Below are 19,626 nucleotides of genomic sequence, written 5' to 3' on the forward strand. Positions count from 1 at the left end.
GATGTGGAATCAAGAATTTGCCCTATCGATTCTGCCTGATTTGGTTCAAGCGATGAAACTGACCGTTTCGGCGACGGTCGTGGGTTTCCTGCTGGCCGTCATCATCGGGCTTCTGCTGGCCATTGCCAGGCGATCCGCTTTTAAGCCGATACAATTGATTACGAAAGGCTTTATCGAATTTATCCGCAATACGCCGTTGCTCGTTCAGCTTTATTTTATTTTTTACGTTTTTCCGCAATGGGGATTTACCTTGTCTCCTTGCGCCGCTGGAGTGATCGGGTTAGGGATTCATTATGGCACCTATTTGTCAGAGGTCTTTCGTTCCGGGATCGATGCGATACCGAAGGGACAGTGGGAAGCTTGTACGGCCTTAAATTTCTCCAAAGGAAGAACCTGGCTGGGAGTCATTTTACCTCAAGCGGTTCCCCCGATTGTCCCCATCCTCGGCAATTACTTTATCGTGATGTTTAAGGAAACACCGCTGCTTTCGGCCATTACGTATGTCGAGATGTTAGGGATGGCGAAAATTATCGGGTCCGAATCCTTTCGTTACTTCGAGGCCTTTACGATTGTCGGGTTACTTTTCCTGCTCTTAAGTTTTCCTTCTTCCCTCATTTTCCGTCATTTAGAAGAACGGTTAAAACAGCCTTATTTAAGAAAAAACACGTAAGAAGGAGTGGATCAAAAGATGAGTGCAGCACACCCTGCTACAGCTCTTTATTCTGCAGAAAGCCCCGAAAAACTTAATGCAAAGCCACTTGTGCGCTATGATAAAATCAGCAAATCGTTTGGAAAAACCCAGATTCTCAAGGAAGTCAATCTGGATATCGCCCCTAGAGAAAAAGTGTGCGTCATCGGACCCAGCGGGTCTGGAAAAACAACCTTGCTGCGCATGCTGATGACGCTAGAAAAGCCAACTTCAGGGACGATCTCAGTGGGTGATGAACTTTTATGGCATAAGCAGATGAATGGAAAACTGGTACCAGCTGACGAAAAGCATCTGCATCGCGTCCGCGGGAATATCGGGATGGTTTTCCAGCAGTTCAATTTGTTTCCGCATATGACAGTGTTGCGAAATTGCATGGAAGCCCCGGTTCATGTCCTGGGTCTCTCCAATGAGGAAGCCATGGAACGGGCAAAAACCATGCTGGATAAGGTAGGACTTACAGATCGGATGAATCATTATCCTGCTCAATTATCCGGCGGGCAGCAGCAGAGGGTAGCGATTGCTCGGGCTCTAGTTATGCAGCCCAAGGTAATGCTGTTTGATGAACCCACCTCTGCTCTCGATCCCGAACTAGTAGGGGAAGTCTTAAGTGTCATTAAAGAAATTGCGGAAGAAGGCGAAACCGCCATGCTCTTGATTACACACGAGATGGGTTTTGCCCGCGAAATTGCCGACCGGATTGTATTTATTGACGAAGGACGAATCGCTGAGCAGGGACCTCCGGATCAGATCTTCAATAACCCTCAGCATAGGAGAACGAAAGAGTTCTTAAGCCGTTTTCGCGGGGTTTAATCTCTGATTTTCTTTGTGATATTTCTTTACAAAAGTATGATTATTTCGACTTCTTCTGATAAACTTCTACTTAAGAAACACATCGAATGACAGTCATCACTAACTTTAAGGGAGTGAAGTCGATGCAAGCTGACATGAAGATGGAAGAAGTTTTGGAAACATTAAGGACACTGAAGAAAAATCGGGAACCTTTAGCAAAGAAAAAGGTAAAGGCAAAACACCCACGCTTAATGAAGAATGCCCTATTTTACTTTCCTTCATGGGATCATGCGCTGGAGAAAATATAAATGTAAGGTATAAGGGCTATCAGTGTTGAACTGATAGCCCTTTTTCGATGTTCGTAAAAAACCTTGCCAATGTATGACAAGGTTTAGATTGGGAAATCATATACCATACGTCATATTGACGCACATGCCGTGATCCATGCGTACCGGAATATAGGGTTCATCATACAGCCTATACCGGTTTTCGGAAAGATCCATGAGATGTGCTGAATCATCATGGAATTCTTTGAGTGTTAAGGAATAATATACAATGTTCATTTCCATAATGCTTACCCTAATGTTTCTACGTTTTGGATGGCATGTTCCCAGCTTGGAAAGTAAAACAGCGCACTTCTCATGAGATCGGGGTGTGATTGTTTTGCTTTCTTTTTACTTATTGCCGTTCCATTCTCCTGTAATTGTCTAATCATCATAAGAACTTCATCGGCTGTCATCGTGGCTTCCATATTTTTTGTCCCTCCCTTTCTTAGGAATTGTTAGTATTCTTTACCACTTTAGATGAATTTAGTCTAATTTTGTCGAAAGAAATCAAGTCCAAGCAACCGTAGGGATTTTGCATAATAATAGGCAGGAGGCAAGAAAACTTGATACAAACTTTGAAACGGTTTTTCATGTATTTTATTAGCTTATTCATACTAATAATTATGTTTGGAGCAATCTTTAAACCTTCTGATTTGAATTTCGAAGGGGTCGTTCGAGCGTTCAGTATCTCTTTTGGATCGTCGTTTGGAATAGAAAATGGCAAAAGAATGAGAGGCAAATGTAGAGGAGTGCAAAGATATGATTTTTCAAAAAGGAGAAACCTTAACGTTTGAGAGCATAAAAGTAAAAGTAGCAGAAGTAAAAAAGGCTTCCATTGTGTTTGAGGTTTTATCTACTGGACATGAGGAAGATGAAGGAGGCTTAATGGAAGTTCCCATGTGGTACATAGAAGCAAATAAACACCAAGTAATGCGAGACTGCAATGGTTAGTTTGGGATTTTCGATCATATTGTTCTTCTCTTTGTTTATCCAATTTGCTTGGCATATGGTATTAGGAGAAGATCCCGAGCTTACGAGTACGTATGAAACTCTAGTGTTTTATTGCTATTCTCTTGTGCTCTGCTTGTCCCTATGGGGTTATTTAAGAAATAGGAGTAGAAGAGGAAGTTTCATTGGGGGTATAATAAGTGGCCTTTTTTGGCTGGGCTGGTGGAGTGCCGGAGTCTATTAGGCTCTTCAGTATCCAGCTCCGATGTTCTTGGTTTCCATACGTTTTGTCGGACTTGTGACCGTATCTTTTATTATCCTGTATTGCTCATTGAGATTTTTAAAGATGAGAAATAAATCGAGAGGAACATAGTTTCCATTTGTGGTATCAAGACGTGAAACTAAAACCAAATACAAATCGTCTAATTATAGAAGCATTTGTTAGAAATAAGGATGTGTTAGATTTCATTACCTCGTTAATATTTAGAAAACAAGGGTTACTACTGATAGCGGCATTTTTATTCATTTCACCATTAATAAACTATGGCTTAGTTGCTTGAATCTAGCACCTGTTTTCGCTATTCCGATTGCGAGCCTAAACAAGAGGACAGGGTTCTCTGGGAGTAGGGGCGGTGTTGCACGAAAGGTGAATATGAAAGGAAGGTGTTGGAATGATTCATATCGCAAATGGAGATGTGGTCGGAAAAAATGAACTTTTTCACACGATTAAACAAGCCATTTCTGATGAACAAGTCCATGAAGCAATTTCGGGATGGGAAGCCTATACTTCAACGAACCCGCGTGAATTGGAGAAATGGATAGCTGCCTCTAAAGAAGAACTGCCTTTTTTGAAAAGAGCAATGCAAACTCATATGAGTTATTTTCCTTCCATCCAGACAGGTTTAAATGAAGTGGAAAAATTAGCAATGGATTTTATCGGCGATAGGAGTTGTACTTTCACCCAGTTCATCGCTCAGGAAAGAACGAATGACGGTTTAAGTGATCTTCACTTTGCGGCCATCCTAAACCAATTAATGTCTCGGCTTAGATAAGGAAAGGTGGGGATGAAGATCTCCCCTTAATTTTGGGTTTTCAATAGTTCCTTAATGCTTGACTCTTTAAATGGGGAATTTATTAATTGTCAGGAAAATTATATTAACCGGATTAGGGAGGCAAACCGATGAATCTTCGTGACTGGATCGGGAATATCGATATCTATCTATTAGATCAAATCATGAAAGGGCGCTTCGTTCCCGGAAGTCGAATCTTCGATGCTGGCTGTGGAAAAGGAAGAAATCTGCTGTATTTTATACGGGAGTCTTTTGAAGCGTATGGAGTGGATCCAGTACCGGAAAATATTGCCCATGTGCAAAAGCTAGCAGAAAAATGGGCACCTGCTCATCATTTTCGAGTGGAAAGAATTGAAAACCTTTCATTTCCTCCGGATCCTTTTTTTGATGCTATCATCTGCAATGCCGTCCTTCATTTTGCTGAAGACGAAAAGCATTTTAGGGAACTGGTTCATCAACTTTGGAAAAGATTGAAACCCGGTGGTTTTTGGTTCGCTAGATTAGCATCGAATATCGGAATAGAAGACCAAGTCAAACCTCTACGAGGGGGGCGATCCTTATTGCCGGATGGAACCGAAAGGTTTTTGGTGGACGCGCAGATGCTGATTCATCTAACGGATCAACTGCAGGGGAGCTTTGTGGAACCAATCAAGACCGTTCTGGTTCATCAGCAGAGAAGCATGACCAACTGGGTGCTGAAAAAATCGGAATGATCCAGTTTGCAAAAGGAGGAAAACAGATGGGAACAGGAAAAAGGTTGGACACCAACATACAAGGGAGCTTTTATGTCACAACTTCCTGCATCGATTGTGATCAATGCCGGCAGCTTGCTCCGGAATTCTTCTCGGAGGTGGGACGCTATTCCGCGGTGACCAAGCAACCTTCTAGCCCAGAGGAAGAAACTAAAGCATTCCATGCGCTTCTTTCGTGTCCGACAGGGGCGATCAAAAGCGAGAAGAAAGAAGGTCTTTTGTCAGCTGCACAATCATTCCCGCTTCTGATTACGGAACATATTTATTATTGCGGGTTTACCTCTCGCGATTCCTATGGGGGAAGCAGTTATTTCATCGCTCATCCCGAAGGAAACTGGCTGGTCGATGCTCCCCGTTGGTCTCCTTATCTCGTGCAAGCCTTTGAGAAAATGGGCGGTGTGAAGTATATCTTTTTGACCCATCGGGACGATGTAGCGGACGCCGGAAAATATGCCGAATACTTTCGGGCGGAACGGTTCATCCATACTTTGGAGAAATCTGCTCAGCCTCATGCCGAACACATTATTGAAGGAACAGACAGCATAGCTTGGCACTCGGATTTTCAGTTTATTATGGTACCGGGCCATTCAAAAGGTCATATGGTAATGCTTTACCGCCAGAAATACTTGTTTACAGGGGACCATCTCGCTTGGGACCGAGAAGAAGCTCGACTGACTGCCTATCGGGACTATTGCTGGCATTCATGGACGGAGCAAACGAGATCCATGGAGCGGCTTGCCGAAGAACCATTTGAGTGGATTTTCCCCGGCCATGGTCACAGGGTGTATCTTCCTGAACATGAAATGAAGGAAGCGATGAGTAGATTGGTGGAGTGGATGAAGAGCTAGGATTTGGCAAAATTCGGGGGCTACCCCGATACTTGACAATGAATAGTACGGAACCGTACAATGTAGTGGCGAATAATAATAGGGGATGATGAACATGAATCGCAAAACGCAGCAGAATTTAGAGCTTATCATTAAGAGGTTTCCTGCTTTAGAAACTCAACCTGCTGAAATATTACTTGGTCTCATCCAAACGTCCCATGAAGTATACCATGAATTGACATCTAGACTAGCTCAGTATGGTCTATCCCAAGGGAAGTTTAGAATTCTGTTGTCCCTGTTCGAGCATGAACGTCCCCTCAATCCTTCAGAGTTGGCGGATTACGCAGGTGTTACCCGCTCCACAATGACTGGTCTTATTGATGGGCTTGAACAAGACGAACTGATTCGCAGAGGGTCCTTGGATGATCGCAGAAAAGTGGCTATTCATTTAACGGAGAAGGGAAAACAAGTCATGGATACCCTGCTGCCCCTTTATGCAACCCATACGGCACAAATCATGTCCGAACTATCAAAAGAAGAACAGCATCATCTCATGGGTCTGCTGAAAAAATTGAGAGTTGGGTTAGAGCAGTCGAAGGAGAATTCCGTTTTCACTCGATAATTTTTTCTTAGACTTTAGAGAGATTTACTCGCTTGCCTATTTAGTTAGGTACCGTACTATTTGTGGAGGTTAAAATCCATATCTTTTATATTTTTATATAGTTCGGTTCCTGATTATATGGTTACATATTAAATGCGTGGAGGAACAACCAATGAAAAAGAAAAAGAAACTTATTCCGGTATTGGTATTGGCGTTATCTTTAGGTACAGGGGGGTACCTGATGGCTGCAAACGGGAATGATGCAGTCACCGCAGCACAGGGGGAAAAGGCTGCTATCTTATCGGCAGATACGGTCAATGCCTCATTTCAACAAGTGGGAGGCCGAGTCATTGAAATCATGAAAACGGAGGAACAGAGAGTAAAAAAGGGCGAAGTCCTTATGAAATTAGATCCTACGGACATCGATTATCAGTTGGCTAAGATGAAGGTTGAGATTGCTCAAATGGATGTCAAAATCAAGCAAGCGAAGGATGGCATATCGGTTGCAAACAGCAAAATCAATACCCAGATCGAACAGGCGCAGATCGGCGTCCAAACGGCAAAAACGGCAGAACAGCAAGTCGCCCAAGGAGCACGCCAAGAAGACATCGCCCGTCAAAAACTAGCGGTTGAAGCAGCGAAAGAAGCTCTGGCAACAGTGGAACTGAACCTCCACCGTACCCAGGTACTGCTTGAGCAAGGGGCCGTACCGCAAGCCATTCTGGATACGGCGGAATCCCAATATACTGCTGCAAAGAATACTTTATGGCAGCAAGAAGTTGCCCTTCAAAAGCTGGAGTCCGGAGCAACAGCCGAAGAGCGAAATCAAGCGAAGTTATCTACGGAAAAAGCAAAAGTGGCTCTTAAGCAAGCCCAGCAGCAAAAAGAAGAAGTGGCAAACAGCGAATACAACGTGGACCTTCTTGTAAAACAGCGGGAAGCTTTACAAGTCCAATTCGAAACATTACTTAACCAAAAAGATCGTCTAGTCCTTCAAGCTCCAGTTGATGGAAAAGTGATTCGGGTCATATCGAAGGTCGGCGAAAACGTATCAGCCGGTGCGCCAGTGATGATTCTCGAAACGGACCAACTGTACTATGACCTTTACGTAGATGAGACGCAGGTAAGCAAATTTGCAGTTGGGCAAAAGGTTCCTTCTCATATGGTGGCGTTAAATGAAGACTATCAGGGTAAAGTTCGCTATATTACCGCTGCTCCGCAATATGCCGGATATCGGATGAGCCGCGAGAAAGGTCAAGCGGACCTAAGCTCTTTCCTGATTCGCGTCGATATTGCCAGGGATGAGCTACTGTTGCCTGGCATGACTGTGGAGGTGAAAACCCATGCAATCCCTCAAAAGTGAGTGGGAGTTCATCACAAGCGGTAAAACGCTTTAGGCTAAAAGCAAATAAAATAAGGAGTAGAGTTGTACTGGCGATGATCTGCATGTCGATAGCCTGACCGTGTGATGCATCCATATTTTTTAGTAGACTCCTGTTTTCGGTTTATATTTTTTATATATATTAAATTTGAGAGATTGTATGTGTTTGACCGTTAGATACCCACGGAGTCGATTGGATAAGGCTATTTATTATGGGACGAGTATAAATAATAACCGGGGTTTCTCTTGTTATAGCAAGCAGGCTTATTGACTTCACTAACTGTATACATTAAAATTACACTTTGAAATGGCTTGAATATCGTCTTTTCTCTAAAGTTCGTTAAGAAACGGAGTGGAAGAATTATATGTTGAACTTTGTATTGCACTCACCTACAAAGATTCACTTTGGCCAGGGGATTGTGGGGCAGACCGGAGAAGTGGTAAAAAATTATGCGAAGAAAGTACTGCTCGTAACGGGGCGTTCCTCCACGAAGAAAACCGGAACTCTGCAGAAGGTCATGGACTCCCTGCAGGGATCTGGGATTCAAGTTGTCTTGTTTGATCGAGTGGAGCCGAATCCGCGGGCCACAACAATAGATGAAGGCGGAGCGTTGGCAAGGGAAGAGCAATGTGAGCTGATCATGGGTCTCGGCGGTGGATCGGCGATGGATGCGGCTAAGGCGATTGCGGCGATTGCCGTATCGGGAAGACCTATTCACGAATATATTCGAGGAAACAGAACAGGTTTATGGAAAACTTTGCTACCCATTGAACAAGCTCTTCCGATTATTACGATCCCGACTCTGGCTGCGACCGGGTCGGAGGCGAATTCCGGCGCGGTCATTACCAACTGGGAAACTAAAGAAAAATCCAGCATTTCCGGTCCCGCTTTATTTCCGAAGGCTGCGGTTTTAGATCCTGAATTAACGTACACCGTACCGGCCCGATATACATCGGATGGCGCTGTGGATATTTTTACCCATCTTTATGAAGGGTATATGACCGGGGATGAGCAAGCTTATGTTCAGGATGAAATTACAGAAGGCTTAATCCGCAGCGTGGTACGTTATGCGAAGCAGGCGATCGACTTTCCGGAAAACTACGAAGCGAGGTCCCATTTGTTATGGGCAAGTACCCTGGCGCTGATGGGAATTGCCAATACCGGCAGAGGAGGGGCTTTTCCTGTTCATCAAATGGAGCATACGCTTTCGGCCCACTACGATATTTCCCACGGGAGAGGCTTAGCTATTCTTACACCAGCTTATTTCCGCCAAATCGTTATAGCAGACCGTCCCCATCGTTTGGCCCGTCTGGGAAGAACCGTATTCAACGTATCTGCAGAAAATGATGAGTTAGCTGCGGAAGAAACGATCCAGGCGGTCATTCGCTGGTTTAAGGAAATCAATGCCTATGACACACTTGAACAGGCAGGAATCCGTAAAGAAGATCTTCGCATGATGGCGGAAGAAACCGTTCGAGTGAGCGGACTGGGAGAAGACTATATAGGAGGTACTCGTTCGATAACTGCTGAAGACATGTTGAATATCTTTGAAGAAGTGTATACTGGCAACTAGCAGCGCAGAAGTAGCCCCGAATCTCGGGGTTATTTTTTTGAAGCAAAAAAATGGACCTAATCTAAAAAGAAAAGCAGCTAGACTATTGGGTGAATGCCCAAGGGCTAGGCTTGTTTGAGGCGGCTTTATCCCTGATGAGTATTTCACTGAAAGGACAGGCTATGGTAGAATATGTGTTAAGGGGGGTGAATTAAGATGAGTCAAGACGACATGCTGCAGCGGATTTTTGAGAAGCTTGTGTCACTGGAAAAAGGACAGGAGGGATTGAAAACCGAGATTCTTGCAAATAGGCAAGCCATTCTGGAATTACAAGGTGAAGTACAAGAAATTAAACATGGGATGCGGTTTTATGACTATAAATTAGTAGAGCATGAGAAACAAATTTTCAGATTAAAAAGCTAGTCAACAGGATAATTATGATCAACCCCATGATGCGTGTCTCACTTATCTCCTCAAATTAAATTATATTCTTCACTCTTCGCCTATCTTGTACATTACCCCATGAAAAGCTGAATTACTTTCAGAAGACGCGTTTTAAAGAAAAAACCAAATTTCAGGAGGACATTACATTGTCGAAAGAAATGATTTCCAGAGTAGAGGGTCAGGAACTAATTCTGGAGCGTATTTTTGATGCGCCCCGCGAGCTCGTATTCAAAGCGTTCACCGAAGCTGAACATCTGAAGCACTGGTGGGGTCCTCGAGGCTGGGTGCTGACGGTTTGCAAGGTGGATTTTCGGCCTGGCGGCATATGGCACTACTGCATGAAATGCATGGACGAGAATCAAGGGGATTTTTATGGTTATGAATCTTGGGGCAAAGGAGTCTATCGAGAAATTGCAGAGGCAGAGAAGATTGTATACGTCGACTATTTTTCTGATGCAGAAGGCAAGGAAGCAGAGGGAATGCCTTCAACACTGATAACGGTGACTTTTGCAGATGACGAGGGGCGGACAAAGCTCGTTAACCGGGCACAGTTCGAATCAGCTGAAGCGCTAAAAACCGTCTTAGATATGGGCATGTTGCAAGGAGTCACTGAAACTTGGGATCGCCTCGCTGAGCATTTGCAATCTCTTCAATAAATATCCGCTCAGGATCTTGAATAGGGGAGTCTATTTGACTCCCATTTTAACGTTATATGGGATCCATAAGAAGGTGATCGAAGATGCTTACTCCAGGGCACGTTCCAGCATTAAATAAGCTCGCTTGGTTGTTTCCGCCACTTTATTTCGTTCACGATATTGAGGAAACTACAGGCTCCCTTTGCCTTATTAGCAATTTTGATTTCGAAGCTCTCGGTTCAATAATTTCAATTATTTAGTTTCAGGAGGTCCATTGTGAAACACGATAAAAGCTTAAAATCTGAACAGGGGATTGAAATACTGGAAAAGGTGCGACTAATTTCTAGAACTTTGCCAGAGGTAGAGGAAATTATCGACGGGTTCGGTCATACAACGTTTAAAGTCCATCGGAAGTCATTTATCATAATGGGGGAGAACGAAGGCAATGTGGGTCTTTCTTTCAAGGCGGACCGGGAAACCCAGGAAATTCTATTACAGCAGGGCCGTTTTTTAAAAACACCTTATATCGGTCACCATGGGTGGGTATCTGTCAAAAACGGATTTCCGATTGATTGGAACGAGCTGGACGGATTGATAAAGGAAGCGTATCTGAGAGCCGCACCCAAGCGATTGGTGAAGCAACTATTACCTTGATGCTACCCAGCCCGCCCTATCTTCACCGAGGCTAAGGCTAAAATGTTTTTGATGCTAAATGAACGGATCGAGGATCTGGTCAAACAGTAGGCTTTGAGCTGATCGCCATCAATCGAGTAAAGTCTGAGTTTTCGCTGTGAAATCTGACCTTGCTGATTCAGGTAGATAATCTCAACCAGCTGACCGGAGGTAAGGTATCGCTGAAGATCACGAAGCATAATTTATTCGCCTCCCAACAAGAACGTTTGTTTGCATTATATTCTAAAGATGAAGGGATATGCAAGATGGGAAAGAATGGAGAACGTTTGGGTTATTCGAAAATCGGAGATGATAGTAACTGAATTCAATAACAAAATTCAATAACAAAATTTATATTGGAGTTGGGCGCTATGGATCAAAAGAGATTATCCCTAGAATATTGAACAGGCTGAGGTTTCTTGCCTAAAGCCGTCAGTTTGACGGAAGAAATCTTGAATGAGCTTAAAAACAGTGTGAAAGAATTTTCACTTATTCCGAGTTCCGATGGAGTATTCGAACTAACCCTGGACAACGAAATCATCTTCTCCAAAAAGGAGCTGGGGAGGTTCCCAGATGAGGGAGAAGTAATGAATACGATCAGAAGCAAACTAGAATAAAGCTATATGGAACAGGGGTTTGGATACTCATCCAAACCCCTTAATATTGTTCAACTGAATAAATCCCACTCGAGAGGGGAAGAGATTAATGTTTAAGGAATATCCTTCCCCTTAGTTTCAAATTACCTATCCATTTGATTCATTAAACCAAAGAGGATCATTGTTATCTACATCACCGTTATAGTTGATGAGTATTTCTTCACCTGCTTTAATATCCGTATAAGCATAGAAGTCAAAGGTGTGGTTCTCAAAGTTAATATCATAGGTGGCATTGGGCGTATAGGAATGGTTAAACAACATGCCATATCCTAAGAGGATGGCAGTATGATTAGTACCATACTCAAACACGTAATCAGCAAGAGTTGTTTTTTCTATGAAAACATGTTCCTCATTCGGGTAAGGAAGGACCGGCGCTTCATGTATAAGACTTCCTTTCGCTATATCGCGTGTCGCGAATACTCCTCTATTGAATTCACCATTACTGAGCGGGGAAGTTTTTATCTCAATCATTTTCATCACCTGCGCGTTCAACTGAATTTATAATAACATTTAGGATAGCATTTGAAAGTGTTTTTTTCAACTAAAGGAAACGGCAGACTAATGTCTTCCAAAGAAAGGATCAAGAAATGAATGTTGTTTTGTCTATAGGGATTATTCAGTCGCTATGCGGCCAGGTCTCTTTTAAAACAGGGGAAGCCTACTACCGAGCTGGAAAAGTGACTATGACGAAGTACTCCCCCGATTCTTTGCATTACGAAGCGATGGTAAAAGGAAAAGAAAGCTTCCAGGTTATCATCAGGATCGCAGAAAATGGAGATGTAGATGCGGAGTGCACCTGTCCTGCCCTGGATTCTTACCATCATTACTGCCAGCATATCGCGGCTGCTTTGTTGAATATCCATGACTTTCAACAGGACGGATTCTTGGGGGGAAACGGGCAGACCGACAATGAGAATGAAGTAGAAGATATCCAACTGACTAATCGTATGTTGGATCTTTTTGGGGAAAGCCCGCTTCGTTCAAGCAATACTCGACATCTCTATGATACCAGGGAAATCCTTGATGTGCTGTTCATTTGCAAACCCTGTCCTAGTAAGGATCGGAAGCGCATGTTCGGCATTGAAATGAAAGTCGGGCCCAAGAGACTGTACACCGTTAAGGATATAAGAGATTTTCTCGACCGAATCGAGCGGAGAGAAGGTTTTGTATTCACCCAGCATTTTATTTATGATCCGAAGTTCCACGGCTTTCAAAGAGAAAATGATGTGGTAATTCGACAGTTAATTCAAATCTATCACAATGAAAAGGTGTACCTCGAAAACGCGGTGAACAGCGATCGAATCCTTCCCGTTCCGCCTTATGCATGGGAATCCCTCTTTCCTTTGCTTTCGGAGGCTCCTAAGGTACAGCTTGAGCAGGATGGCAGGACATTCGATGGCTTTCGCGTATCAGAGGAACCGATTCCTCTTCGCTTTGAGTTCGACCAGGCAAAAGACGAAGGATTTCAGCTAGACGTTTGGGGTTTGGAAAGAATTACGGTTATGGAATGGTACGGGGTCGTCCTTTTTGAAGGAAAGCTGCTGAAGCTGCAGGCGGATTTATGCCAGCGTCTCTCCAAGCTTAAGCAAATGCTCGAAACTTCCCGCCGGCACCAAATCCAAATTCCTCCGGAGCAGATGGAGCTTTTCATGGAAAAGGTGATACCCGGTTTGATGAAGTTAGGCAGCGTGCGCCTTGCTCCGGCCGTTTCCAATCAGATTAGGCAAACGCCGCTAAAGGCTAAACTATTCTTGGACCGAGTGAAGGATCGACTGCTCGCGGGGTTGGAGTTTCAATATGGAGATCTGGTTATCAATCCGTTAGAAGGAGAAGGGCAGAAACAGCGCACCGGACGTATTTTTATTCGGGATGGGGACAAGGAACGGAGAATTCTGGAGCTCATGGACCAAAGCTCCTTCACCAAGACGGAAGGCGGATATATCATGCATGATGAAGAGGCCGAATACGATTTTCTCTACCATATCTTGCCACAGCTGGAAAAGTTGGCGACGGTCTACGGCACGACCGCGGTGAAAATGAGGCTTTTCACGAGACAAGCCTCCCCGAAGGTAACGGTGGATTGGGCGGATCGACTGGATTGGCTGGAATTCCGTTTCGATATCGCAGGGATTCCCGAATCGGAAATCCGGAATCTGCTGAAGTCCCTCGAAGAAAAGCGCAAATACTTCCGATTGCCGAACGGAGCGCTATTACCTTTAGAAAGCGAAGAGTTCCAGGAAATCATTCGGCTCATGAGCGAAATGGGCATTCGCAATAAGGAGGTGAAGGGAGCGAAAATCCTCCTTCCAGTAGCGCGCGGAATTCAGTTGATTGATTATGAGAGACAAGGACATGCCGTCAATTTAGGGAAATCGTTCCGCGAGCTCTTGGAAAGCATACGAAATCCAGATCATCTGGACTTCCGCGTTCCGGACAGTTTGGCCCCCATCCTTCGGGACTATCAGAGGTATGGGTTTCAATGGCTAAAGACACTTGCGCACTATCGTTTCGGTGGTATTTTGGCAGACGATATGGGGCTGGGAAAAACTCTGCAAAGCATCGCTTTTATTGTCTCCGAGTTGCCCTCGATCCGAGATCAGAAGCTGCCGGCGGTCATCGTTGCTCCCTCTTCTCTGGTGTACAATTGGCAAAATGAGATGAAGAAATTCGCCCCTGAGATTCTATCGGTTGTCGTGGACGGCGGCAGATCGGAGCGCAGCCGTGCGTTGCAGGAGGCAGACCAGGCGGACGTGATCATCACTTCTTATCCGCTTCTGCGCAGGGATATGGAATGGTATGGGGCGCAATCCTTTCATACCCTCATCCTGGACGAGGCGCAGGTCTTTAAGAACCACACCACTCAGACGGCCAAAGCAGTGAAGGAGATCAAGGCCCGTTACCGATTTGCTCTCACCGGTACTCCGGTGGAAAACAGACTAGAGGAACTCTGGTCCATTTTCAATGTGGTGTTCTCCGAGTTGTTTCCGGGCAGAAAAGCGTTCAACGAGTTATCCGGGGATGTCGTGGCGAAGAGGATTCGTCCGTTTCTGCTTCGTCGGTTAAAAACCGACGTCCTGAAGGAGCTGCCGGAAAAGATTGAAACTCTTCAGGTCTCTGAACTCCATCCAGAACAGAAAAAGCTGTACGTGGCCTATTTAGCCGAATTGCAACAAGAAACAGTGAAGCATCTGAATAAAGGCTTTCAGAAAAACCGGATCAAGATCCTAGCGGGTTTGACTCGGCTGCGGCAGCTCTGTTGCCATCCTGCCCTGTTCGTCGAGGGCTATTCCGGAAGCTCAGCAAAATTCGAGCAGCTAATGGAAATTGTGGCAGAATGTCGGAGCGCAGGGAAGCGGTTGCTGGTATTCTCCCAATTTACCGGGATGCTGGGCTTGATTGGGCGGGAGCTGGGCGATCAGGGAGTGCCATATTTCTACTTGGACGGCCAAACCCCTTCTTCCGAACGGATAGAACAATGCAGCAGGTTTAACCAAGGAGAGCGGGACTTGTTCCTCATATCCCTAAAGGCAGGAGGAACTGGGTTGAACCTGACGGGAGCAGACACCGTCATCCTTTATGATCTATGGTGGAACCCCGCAGTGGAACAGCAAGCAGCCGACCGTGCCCATCGTATCGGGCAGAAAAACGTAGTCCAAGTGATCCGCCTCGTCGCACAGGGCACCATTGAGGAAAAGATGTACGAGCTCCAGCAGAAAAAGAAAGACTTGATTGAGGAAGTGATCCAGGAAGGACAGCGGGAATTATCTGCATTAACCGAGCAGGAAATTCGGGAGATTCTTATGATCCCGCTAGAGGTTAGATAGGATAGAAGACAAGAAGGCTGCTTCGGCAGTCTTTTCTTGAAATGACAAAAAGAACCGCGTTTAAATAGAATTAAACGCGGTTCTCCGTTAATTGAGATGGGGTCTTGGGTGTCTTTTGACAGAAACCTAGCGGAACATTCTTTCGGTAACTATCTTCAGTTCTGAATCCGGTATTTAAAAGTTTACTTACCGTTGATTTTGGATGGTATTCTTTGCATTCCAAACAATAGTACAAACTAGCTTACCTCACTTTCTGTAAATATTTCTTATACTATAATTAACATTTTATTATATTTTAATTCTAAAGTGCTGATTTTAAAAGTATTTTATTATAATTGAGTTGGTGGAATAATTCCATCCTATCCTCTTTTTCAATTAAGCGCTATTTCGTTGATGTACTACTAGAGAAACAGCTTGATATTCTTCGCAAATGGAAGATACAATTCTTCTCTAGGCAGGTTGTTGTAGCACCTATAAGCCATAAACTGGTGTGGTCCACGGTATGTACATATTATGGAAATTAGATGATAAAAAGGGTTGGTCAATAATAAAAAGAAGGAATGCAGGTGGTTTTATAATTCTTCCATATGGTGTGACTGGATTTCATAATATAAAAGACAATCCAACTACCATCAGTTGATGGGAAAGAGTTTAAACAGATTTGCTTGTAAGCAGCCTCTCTAATTCGTCTGGTATCTACAATATGTATGCCAATAACTATATGACTGTGTTGATGCCCAATATCAATCCAAAAATCCCAGGAGGTACGCTCATGAAATCTTTAATTGTCATTGATTACACAAACGATTTTGTTCATGAAAAAGGGGCTTTAACTTGCGGTAAGCCCGGCCAAGATATCGAAGATCGGATTGCCGCTTTAACCCAAATCTTTGCGGATCAGGGCGATGCGGTGGTGATGGCGGTCGATTCACATAAGAAAGAAGACCCATACCATCCTGAATCGAAGCTTTATCCGCCTCACAATATAAAAGGAACATGGGGACGAGATTTATATGGAACACTCCAGCCGCTCTTTGAACAATTGCAATCGGATCACCCTGATAGGGTTCATTGGATGGATAAAACCCGTTACAGTGCTTTCGCTGGGACCAATTTAGATGTTTTTCTGCGTGTCCGAGGCATCACAGAAATCCATTTGGTGGGAGTTTGCACGGATATCTGTATTCTTCACACCGCTGTCGATGCTTACAATAAGGGTTATGAAGTCATTATTCATGAAGATGCCGTAGCCAGCTTTAACCCCGCCGGACATGAATGGGCATTAGGACATTTTCAAAACCAATTGGGATTTCAAGTGATACGGGCAGAAGGGTAACGCCTTCTCCTGACCTGAAACAGGAGGAAAAAACGATGGGCTTCACCGCGCTAGATTGCGATAAATATGCGTTAACGATGATGCAGGGATTCTGGAAGCAGGGAAGACACCAAGAAAAAGTCGTTTGTGATGCCTTTTTTCGAAAAAATCCATTTCACAATGGGTACACCATTTTTGCGGGATTAACCTCGATTATTGATTATCTAAAGGATTTAAAAGTGGACGAAGAAGCCCTTGCGTTCCTTAGTCAAGATCCTCTCTTTGAACAAGCCTTTATAGAGGATTTGAAAACTCTTCGTTTTACCGGAACGGTTTATGCAGCTCGGGAAGGAGACGTAATCTTCCCCAACGAACCGGTTCTTCGGGTCGAAACTGCGATGTGGGAAGCTCTTCTAATTGAGGCCCAATTGCTTCTGCTCTTCAATTCGCAATCCTTGTTTGCGACAAAGGCATCTCGCATGGTGCAAGCAGCAGGGGGGAAACCCATCATTGAATTAGGGAAACGTCGTGCCCAAGGAAATGATGCCTCGATAGATGGGGCACGTGCGGCGTATCTTGCTGGCTTGGTGGGAACCAGCAACATGCATGCGGGACAGAAGTACGGAATTCCTACAGTTGGGACGATGGCTCACTTTTGGATTCAAACTCATGACTCGGAGTTAGAGGCGTTCCGTCAGTATGCCTCCCTCTATGGCAATGCTTCAATCTTCCTGGTAGACACCTATGATACCCTGCGCAGCGGTGTCCCCAATGCCATTCGGGTAGCCAAAGAAATGGAGCAGCGTGGAGAAAAGCTAAAAGGTATCCGTTTAGATAGCGGGGATATTGCTTACTTATCCAAAATGGCACGAAACATGCTGGATGAAGCCGGCCTTTCCTATGTTCAAATTGTGGCTTCGAATGATTTAGATGAAAACATTATTGCAGACCTTCAGCTGCAAGGAGCTCAAGTCGATGTATGGGGTGTGGGTACAAAGCTAATCACGGCCTATGAACAGCCGGCTTTAGGTGGCGTCTATAAGGTCGCAGCTCGTGAGAAAAATAATTCGTACCTGCCTGTGATAAAAATATCGGAAAACCCCGAAAAAATCCCAAATCCAGGAATCAAGCAAGTGTATCGTATTATTGATGAAGAGACAGGTAAATTTAAAGGGGATTTGATTGCAATGGAACATGAAAGGCTAGATCCGACTAAACCCCTTCACATGGTTCATCCGACTCATCCGTACCTGCAAAAAACCGTCCAATCCTATACCTTGTATCCTTTGTTAACTCCCGTTATCGAAAAAGGAGAGGCGGTCAAGGATCTTCCATCCCTGGAAGAGAGTCGCTCGTTCCACCAACAGCAGCTGGTGCGACTGTGGCCGGAGTATAAACGACGGACCAATCCAGAGATTTATCCTGTTTCTTTATCCAACGAGCTCTATGATCTCAAAAAACGGCTATTAATGGAAAAAGGGCCGCAGGTGTACGAATAGCCTTTCGAGTAATCTGCATAACCCTACTGTGAGTTGTTGCCCAAAGTTGTAACCACTTATACCTATATCAGGATAAACTATACAAATATATAGGGCAGAACTTGACAGGAGGTGCAGGCTGTTGCCGATGAGGACTGGTTAAGACTATATTAATAAACTAAAACAAAGAAAATCCGTTATTTGGATTCGAGGGGAGAAAGTAGATGATTTGACGGTCCACCCTGCTTTTCGGGGGTTAACAGAGAGCCAGGCTGCTTTGTATGACCTCCAAAATGAACCTAGCAAAAAATAGGTAATGTCGTACTCATCTCCCCTTACTGGAGATTTGGTTGATGGAAAGAGAAAAGCGCTAGAAGGAAAAGGGTTTATGGAACTCGTAGGATATGCATTTGACACATAATGTTCAACACAAAAAGGCCTACCGCTTGGGTAGGTTTTTTCGTTGAAACGTTCATCATTTGGACTGTTCTATCTGCATAGCAATCAAAAACCAATTCGCCGCGTTTTTACTTCCAATTTGCCAAAATAACGCAATAATCTCTTGATCCGTGAAGTGTAATTTCACCTTTTGATAGAGTTCTTCAGGGAGCTGACCGTGATAAGCCATGATATGGTCGGTTAGTTCAAGTGCCGCTTTTTCTCTTTCGGTCAATTGCTCATCCAGAGCAATATATCGAATCCCTTGTCAGTATTCGCAGTGATTGTTGGCAGCGCTTCGCAAACGGATGCGTTCCAGCAATTCTGGTTCCAAAATCTCTTTTAAGGCCTCGTCCATTTGCAGAAAAGCGGCTCGAAGCTTGGGCGTATTTTCAAACGCTTGTTGAAACGGGCTTCCGTCGATAGGTAACAAAGGTAATCTTGCCATTTTAATCGCCTCCTGCTCTATTTTAACAATAACCAAACTTTCTTGAAAGAGGGTGTGTTCGCCCAAGCAAGCTGAGCAAGCTGAAGCACACTGAAAAAATGGCTTTGAAGAAAATATACATATGTGATAAACTGATCCTGACGAACGTTCGGAAGGAGTATGGTGCATGACTGGAAATCGCATTAAGGAAATTGCTCTCAAGCATTTTGCCAATAATGGATATGAAGGAGCATCATTGGGACAGATCGCTGAGGAAGTAGGAATTAAAAAACAATCCATCTATACGCACTTTAAGGGAAAAGATGAGCTTTTCCTGCATGTAATAAGAGATGTGTTTGTTAATGAGTTAAGATTCGTTATCAATTATTTGGAAAGCCATGCGAACCAGCCGATAGAAAATTGCCTTCATGGCTTTCTTCTGCAGTATAAAGAGCGATATGAACAGAACGATAGTACAAAACTCTGCCTGCGAACCTCCTTCTTTCCGCCCGCGCATCTTTACGATCAGATCATGAGTGATGTCTATGAATACTTGGACAGATTAGAAGCCTATCTTGTGCCTATTTTGGATAAAGCGATGGGGGAAGGAGAAATTAGCCCTGTTGGTGCGGAGCGTGCTGCTATTGCTTTCTTGGGGGTATTAGATGGAGTGTTCGTTGAAATGTTATATGGAGGTCCAGAGCGGCTGGAGAAAAGAATAGATGCCTCTTGGTATCTATACTGGCAAGGATTATCAAAAAAATAAAGAGAGATTTAAGGG

General features: G+C 44.2%; 25 protein-coding genes. 19 read left to right on the top strand and 6 right to left on the bottom strand.

Annotation, left to right across the window (positions count from 1 at the left end; translation table 11 throughout):
• Position 1 precedes the first annotated feature (1 nt).
• The 3 genes from ehuD (at position 2) to ABLT31_RS14295 (ending at position 1,806) form a co-directional block, all read left to right on the top strand.
• Positions 2-670 (top strand): ectoine/hydroxyectoine ABC transporter permease subunit EhuD, encoded by a 669-nt coding sequence (gene ehuD / locus ABLT31_RS14285; protein ID WP_367752640.1) that lies wholly within the window; start codon positions 2-4, stop codon positions 668-670.
• Between the two features lie 18 nt (positions 671-688).
• Entirely contained in the window at positions 689-1,519 is an 831-nt protein-coding gene (ehuA, locus tag ABLT31_RS14290; protein WP_367752642.1) for an ectoine/hydroxyectoine ABC transporter ATP-binding protein EhuA, read from the top strand.
• 122 nt (positions 1,520-1,641) lie between these two features.
• Positions 1,642-1,806, top strand: coding sequence for a hypothetical protein (locus ABLT31_RS14295; protein ID WP_367752644.1), 165 nt, complete (start codon positions 1,642-1,644; stop codon positions 1,804-1,806).
• A gap of 96 nt (positions 1,807-1,902) precedes the next feature.
• Here ABLT31_RS14295 and ABLT31_RS14300 read toward each other — a convergent pair whose 3' ends face one another.
• Both ABLT31_RS14300 and ABLT31_RS14305 read right to left on the bottom strand, forming a co-directional pair.
• Positions 1,903-2,067 (bottom strand): hypothetical protein, encoded by a 165-nt coding sequence (locus ABLT31_RS14300; protein ID WP_367752646.1) that lies wholly within the window; start codon positions 2,065-2,067, stop codon positions 1,903-1,905.
• A gap of 5 nt (positions 2,068-2,072) precedes the next feature.
• Positions 2,073-2,249 carry a hypothetical protein gene (locus ABLT31_RS14305; protein ID WP_367752648.1) on the bottom strand — a complete coding sequence of 59 codons (177 nt, stop codon included), beginning with the start codon at positions 2,247-2,249 and terminating at the stop codon, positions 2,073-2,075.
• A gap of 334 nt (positions 2,250-2,583) precedes the next feature.
• Between ABLT31_RS14305 and ABLT31_RS14310 the strand changes: the two genes are divergently transcribed.
• The 10 genes from ABLT31_RS14310 to ABLT31_RS14355 all read left to right on the top strand — a co-directional run bounded on the left by ABLT31_RS14310 (position 2,584) and on the right by ABLT31_RS14355 (position 10,689).
• Positions 2,584-2,775 (top strand): hypothetical protein, encoded by a 192-nt coding sequence (locus ABLT31_RS14310; protein ID WP_367752650.1) that lies wholly within the window; start codon positions 2,584-2,586, stop codon positions 2,773-2,775.
• A 668-nt stretch (positions 2,776-3,443) separates the two neighbouring features.
• Entirely contained in the window at positions 3,444-3,824 is a 381-nt protein-coding gene (locus ABLT31_RS14315; protein WP_367752652.1) for a hypothetical protein, read from the top strand.
• A 128-nt stretch (positions 3,825-3,952) separates the two neighbouring features.
• Positions 3,953-4,555, top strand: coding sequence for a class I SAM-dependent methyltransferase (locus ABLT31_RS14320; protein WP_367752655.1), 603 nt, complete (start codon positions 3,953-3,955; stop codon positions 4,553-4,555).
• A gap of 26 nt (positions 4,556-4,581) precedes the next feature.
• On the top strand, positions 4,582-5,442 hold the full coding sequence (locus ABLT31_RS14325) for an MBL fold metallo-hydrolase (protein WP_367752657.1): 861 nt from the start codon (positions 4,582-4,584) through the stop codon (positions 5,440-5,442).
• A gap of 94 nt (positions 5,443-5,536) precedes the next feature.
• Positions 5,537-6,043, top strand: coding sequence for a MarR family winged helix-turn-helix transcriptional regulator (locus tag ABLT31_RS14330; protein ID WP_367752659.1), 507 nt, complete (start codon positions 5,537-5,539; stop codon positions 6,041-6,043).
• 151 nt (positions 6,044-6,194) lie between these two features.
• Positions 6,195-7,385 (top strand): HlyD family secretion protein, encoded by a 1,191-nt coding sequence (locus tag ABLT31_RS14335; RefSeq protein WP_367752661.1) that lies wholly within the window; start codon positions 6,195-6,197, stop codon positions 7,383-7,385.
• 383 nt (positions 7,386-7,768) lie between these two features.
• A complete protein-coding gene (locus ABLT31_RS14340; RefSeq protein WP_367752663.1) occupies positions 7,769-8,977 on the top strand; it encodes an iron-containing alcohol dehydrogenase in 1,209 nt (402 codons plus the stop codon).
• Positions 8,978-9,172: 195 nt separating this feature from the next.
• Complete coding sequence (locus ABLT31_RS14345; protein ID WP_367752665.1) at positions 9,173-9,379, top strand: hypothetical protein; 207 nt, start codon at positions 9,173-9,175, stop codon at positions 9,377-9,379.
• Between the two features lie 179 nt (positions 9,380-9,558).
• A complete protein-coding gene (locus ABLT31_RS14350) occupies positions 9,559-10,056 on the top strand; it encodes an SRPBCC domain-containing protein (RefSeq protein ID WP_367752955.1) in 498 nt (165 codons plus the stop codon).
• Positions 10,057-10,311: 255 nt separating this feature from the next.
• Positions 10,312-10,689 carry an MmcQ/YjbR family DNA-binding protein gene (locus ABLT31_RS14355; protein ID WP_367752667.1) on the top strand — a complete coding sequence of 126 codons (378 nt, stop codon included), beginning with the start codon at positions 10,312-10,314 and terminating at the stop codon, positions 10,687-10,689.
• A 2-nt stretch (positions 10,690-10,691) separates the two neighbouring features.
• Here ABLT31_RS14355 and ABLT31_RS14360 read toward each other — a convergent pair whose 3' ends face one another.
• Entirely contained in the window at positions 10,692-10,907 is a 216-nt protein-coding gene (locus ABLT31_RS14360) for a WYL domain-containing protein (protein ID WP_367752670.1), read from the bottom strand.
• A 219-nt stretch (positions 10,908-11,126) separates the two neighbouring features.
• On the opposite strand from ABLT31_RS14360, the gene ABLT31_RS14365 reads away from it, so the two are divergent.
• Positions 11,127-11,324 (top strand): SelT/SelW/SelH family protein, encoded by a 198-nt coding sequence (locus tag ABLT31_RS14365; RefSeq protein WP_367752672.1) that lies wholly within the window; start codon positions 11,127-11,129, stop codon positions 11,322-11,324.
• A gap of 126 nt (positions 11,325-11,450) precedes the next feature.
• Here the strand turns inward: ABLT31_RS14365 and ABLT31_RS14370 are convergent, their stop codons facing one another.
• A complete protein-coding gene (locus ABLT31_RS14370; RefSeq protein ID WP_367752674.1) occupies positions 11,451-11,834 on the bottom strand; it encodes an SET domain-containing protein in 384 nt (127 codons plus the stop codon).
• A 116-nt stretch (positions 11,835-11,950) separates the two neighbouring features.
• On the opposite strand from ABLT31_RS14370, the gene ABLT31_RS14375 reads away from it, so the two are divergent.
• The 4 genes from ABLT31_RS14375 to ABLT31_RS14390 all read left to right on the top strand — a co-directional run bounded on the left by ABLT31_RS14375 (position 11,951) and on the right by ABLT31_RS14390 (position 18,293).
• Positions 11,951-15,187: a DEAD/DEAH box helicase gene (locus tag ABLT31_RS14375; protein WP_367752677.1), complete on the top strand. Its 3,237-nt coding sequence runs from the start codon at positions 11,951-11,953 to the stop codon at positions 15,185-15,187.
• A 772-nt stretch (positions 15,188-15,959) separates the two neighbouring features.
• Positions 15,960-16,523: a cysteine hydrolase family protein gene (locus ABLT31_RS14380; RefSeq protein ID WP_367752679.1), complete on the top strand. Its 564-nt coding sequence runs from the start codon at positions 15,960-15,962 to the stop codon at positions 16,521-16,523.
• Between the two features lie 35 nt (positions 16,524-16,558).
• On the top strand, positions 16,559-18,001 hold the full coding sequence (locus ABLT31_RS14385) for a nicotinate phosphoribosyltransferase (RefSeq protein ID WP_367752681.1): 1,443 nt from the start codon (positions 16,559-16,561) through the stop codon (positions 17,999-18,001).
• 148 nt (positions 18,002-18,149) lie between these two features.
• Positions 18,150-18,293 (top strand): 4-hydroxyphenylacetate 3-hydroxylase N-terminal domain-containing protein, encoded by a 144-nt coding sequence (locus ABLT31_RS14390; protein WP_367752957.1) that lies wholly within the window; start codon positions 18,150-18,152, stop codon positions 18,291-18,293.
• Between the two features lie 162 nt (positions 18,294-18,455).
• Here the strand turns inward: ABLT31_RS14390 and ABLT31_RS14395 are convergent, their stop codons facing one another.
• Positions 18,456-18,653, bottom strand: coding sequence for a carboxymuconolactone decarboxylase family protein (locus tag ABLT31_RS14395; protein WP_367752683.1), 198 nt, complete (start codon positions 18,651-18,653; stop codon positions 18,456-18,458).
• 33 nt (positions 18,654-18,686) lie between these two features.
• A complete protein-coding gene (locus ABLT31_RS14400) occupies positions 18,687-18,866 on the bottom strand; it encodes a hypothetical protein (RefSeq protein WP_367752685.1) in 180 nt (59 codons plus the stop codon).
• A 166-nt stretch (positions 18,867-19,032) separates the two neighbouring features.
• On the opposite strand from ABLT31_RS14400, the gene ABLT31_RS14405 reads away from it, so the two are divergent.
• Positions 19,033-19,611, top strand: coding sequence for a TetR/AcrR family transcriptional regulator (locus tag ABLT31_RS14405; RefSeq protein ID WP_367752687.1), 579 nt, complete (start codon positions 19,033-19,035; stop codon positions 19,609-19,611).
• The last annotated feature ends 15 nt before the right edge of the window (positions 19,612-19,626 follow it).

The organism is Ammoniphilus soli, from assembly GCF_040813775.1.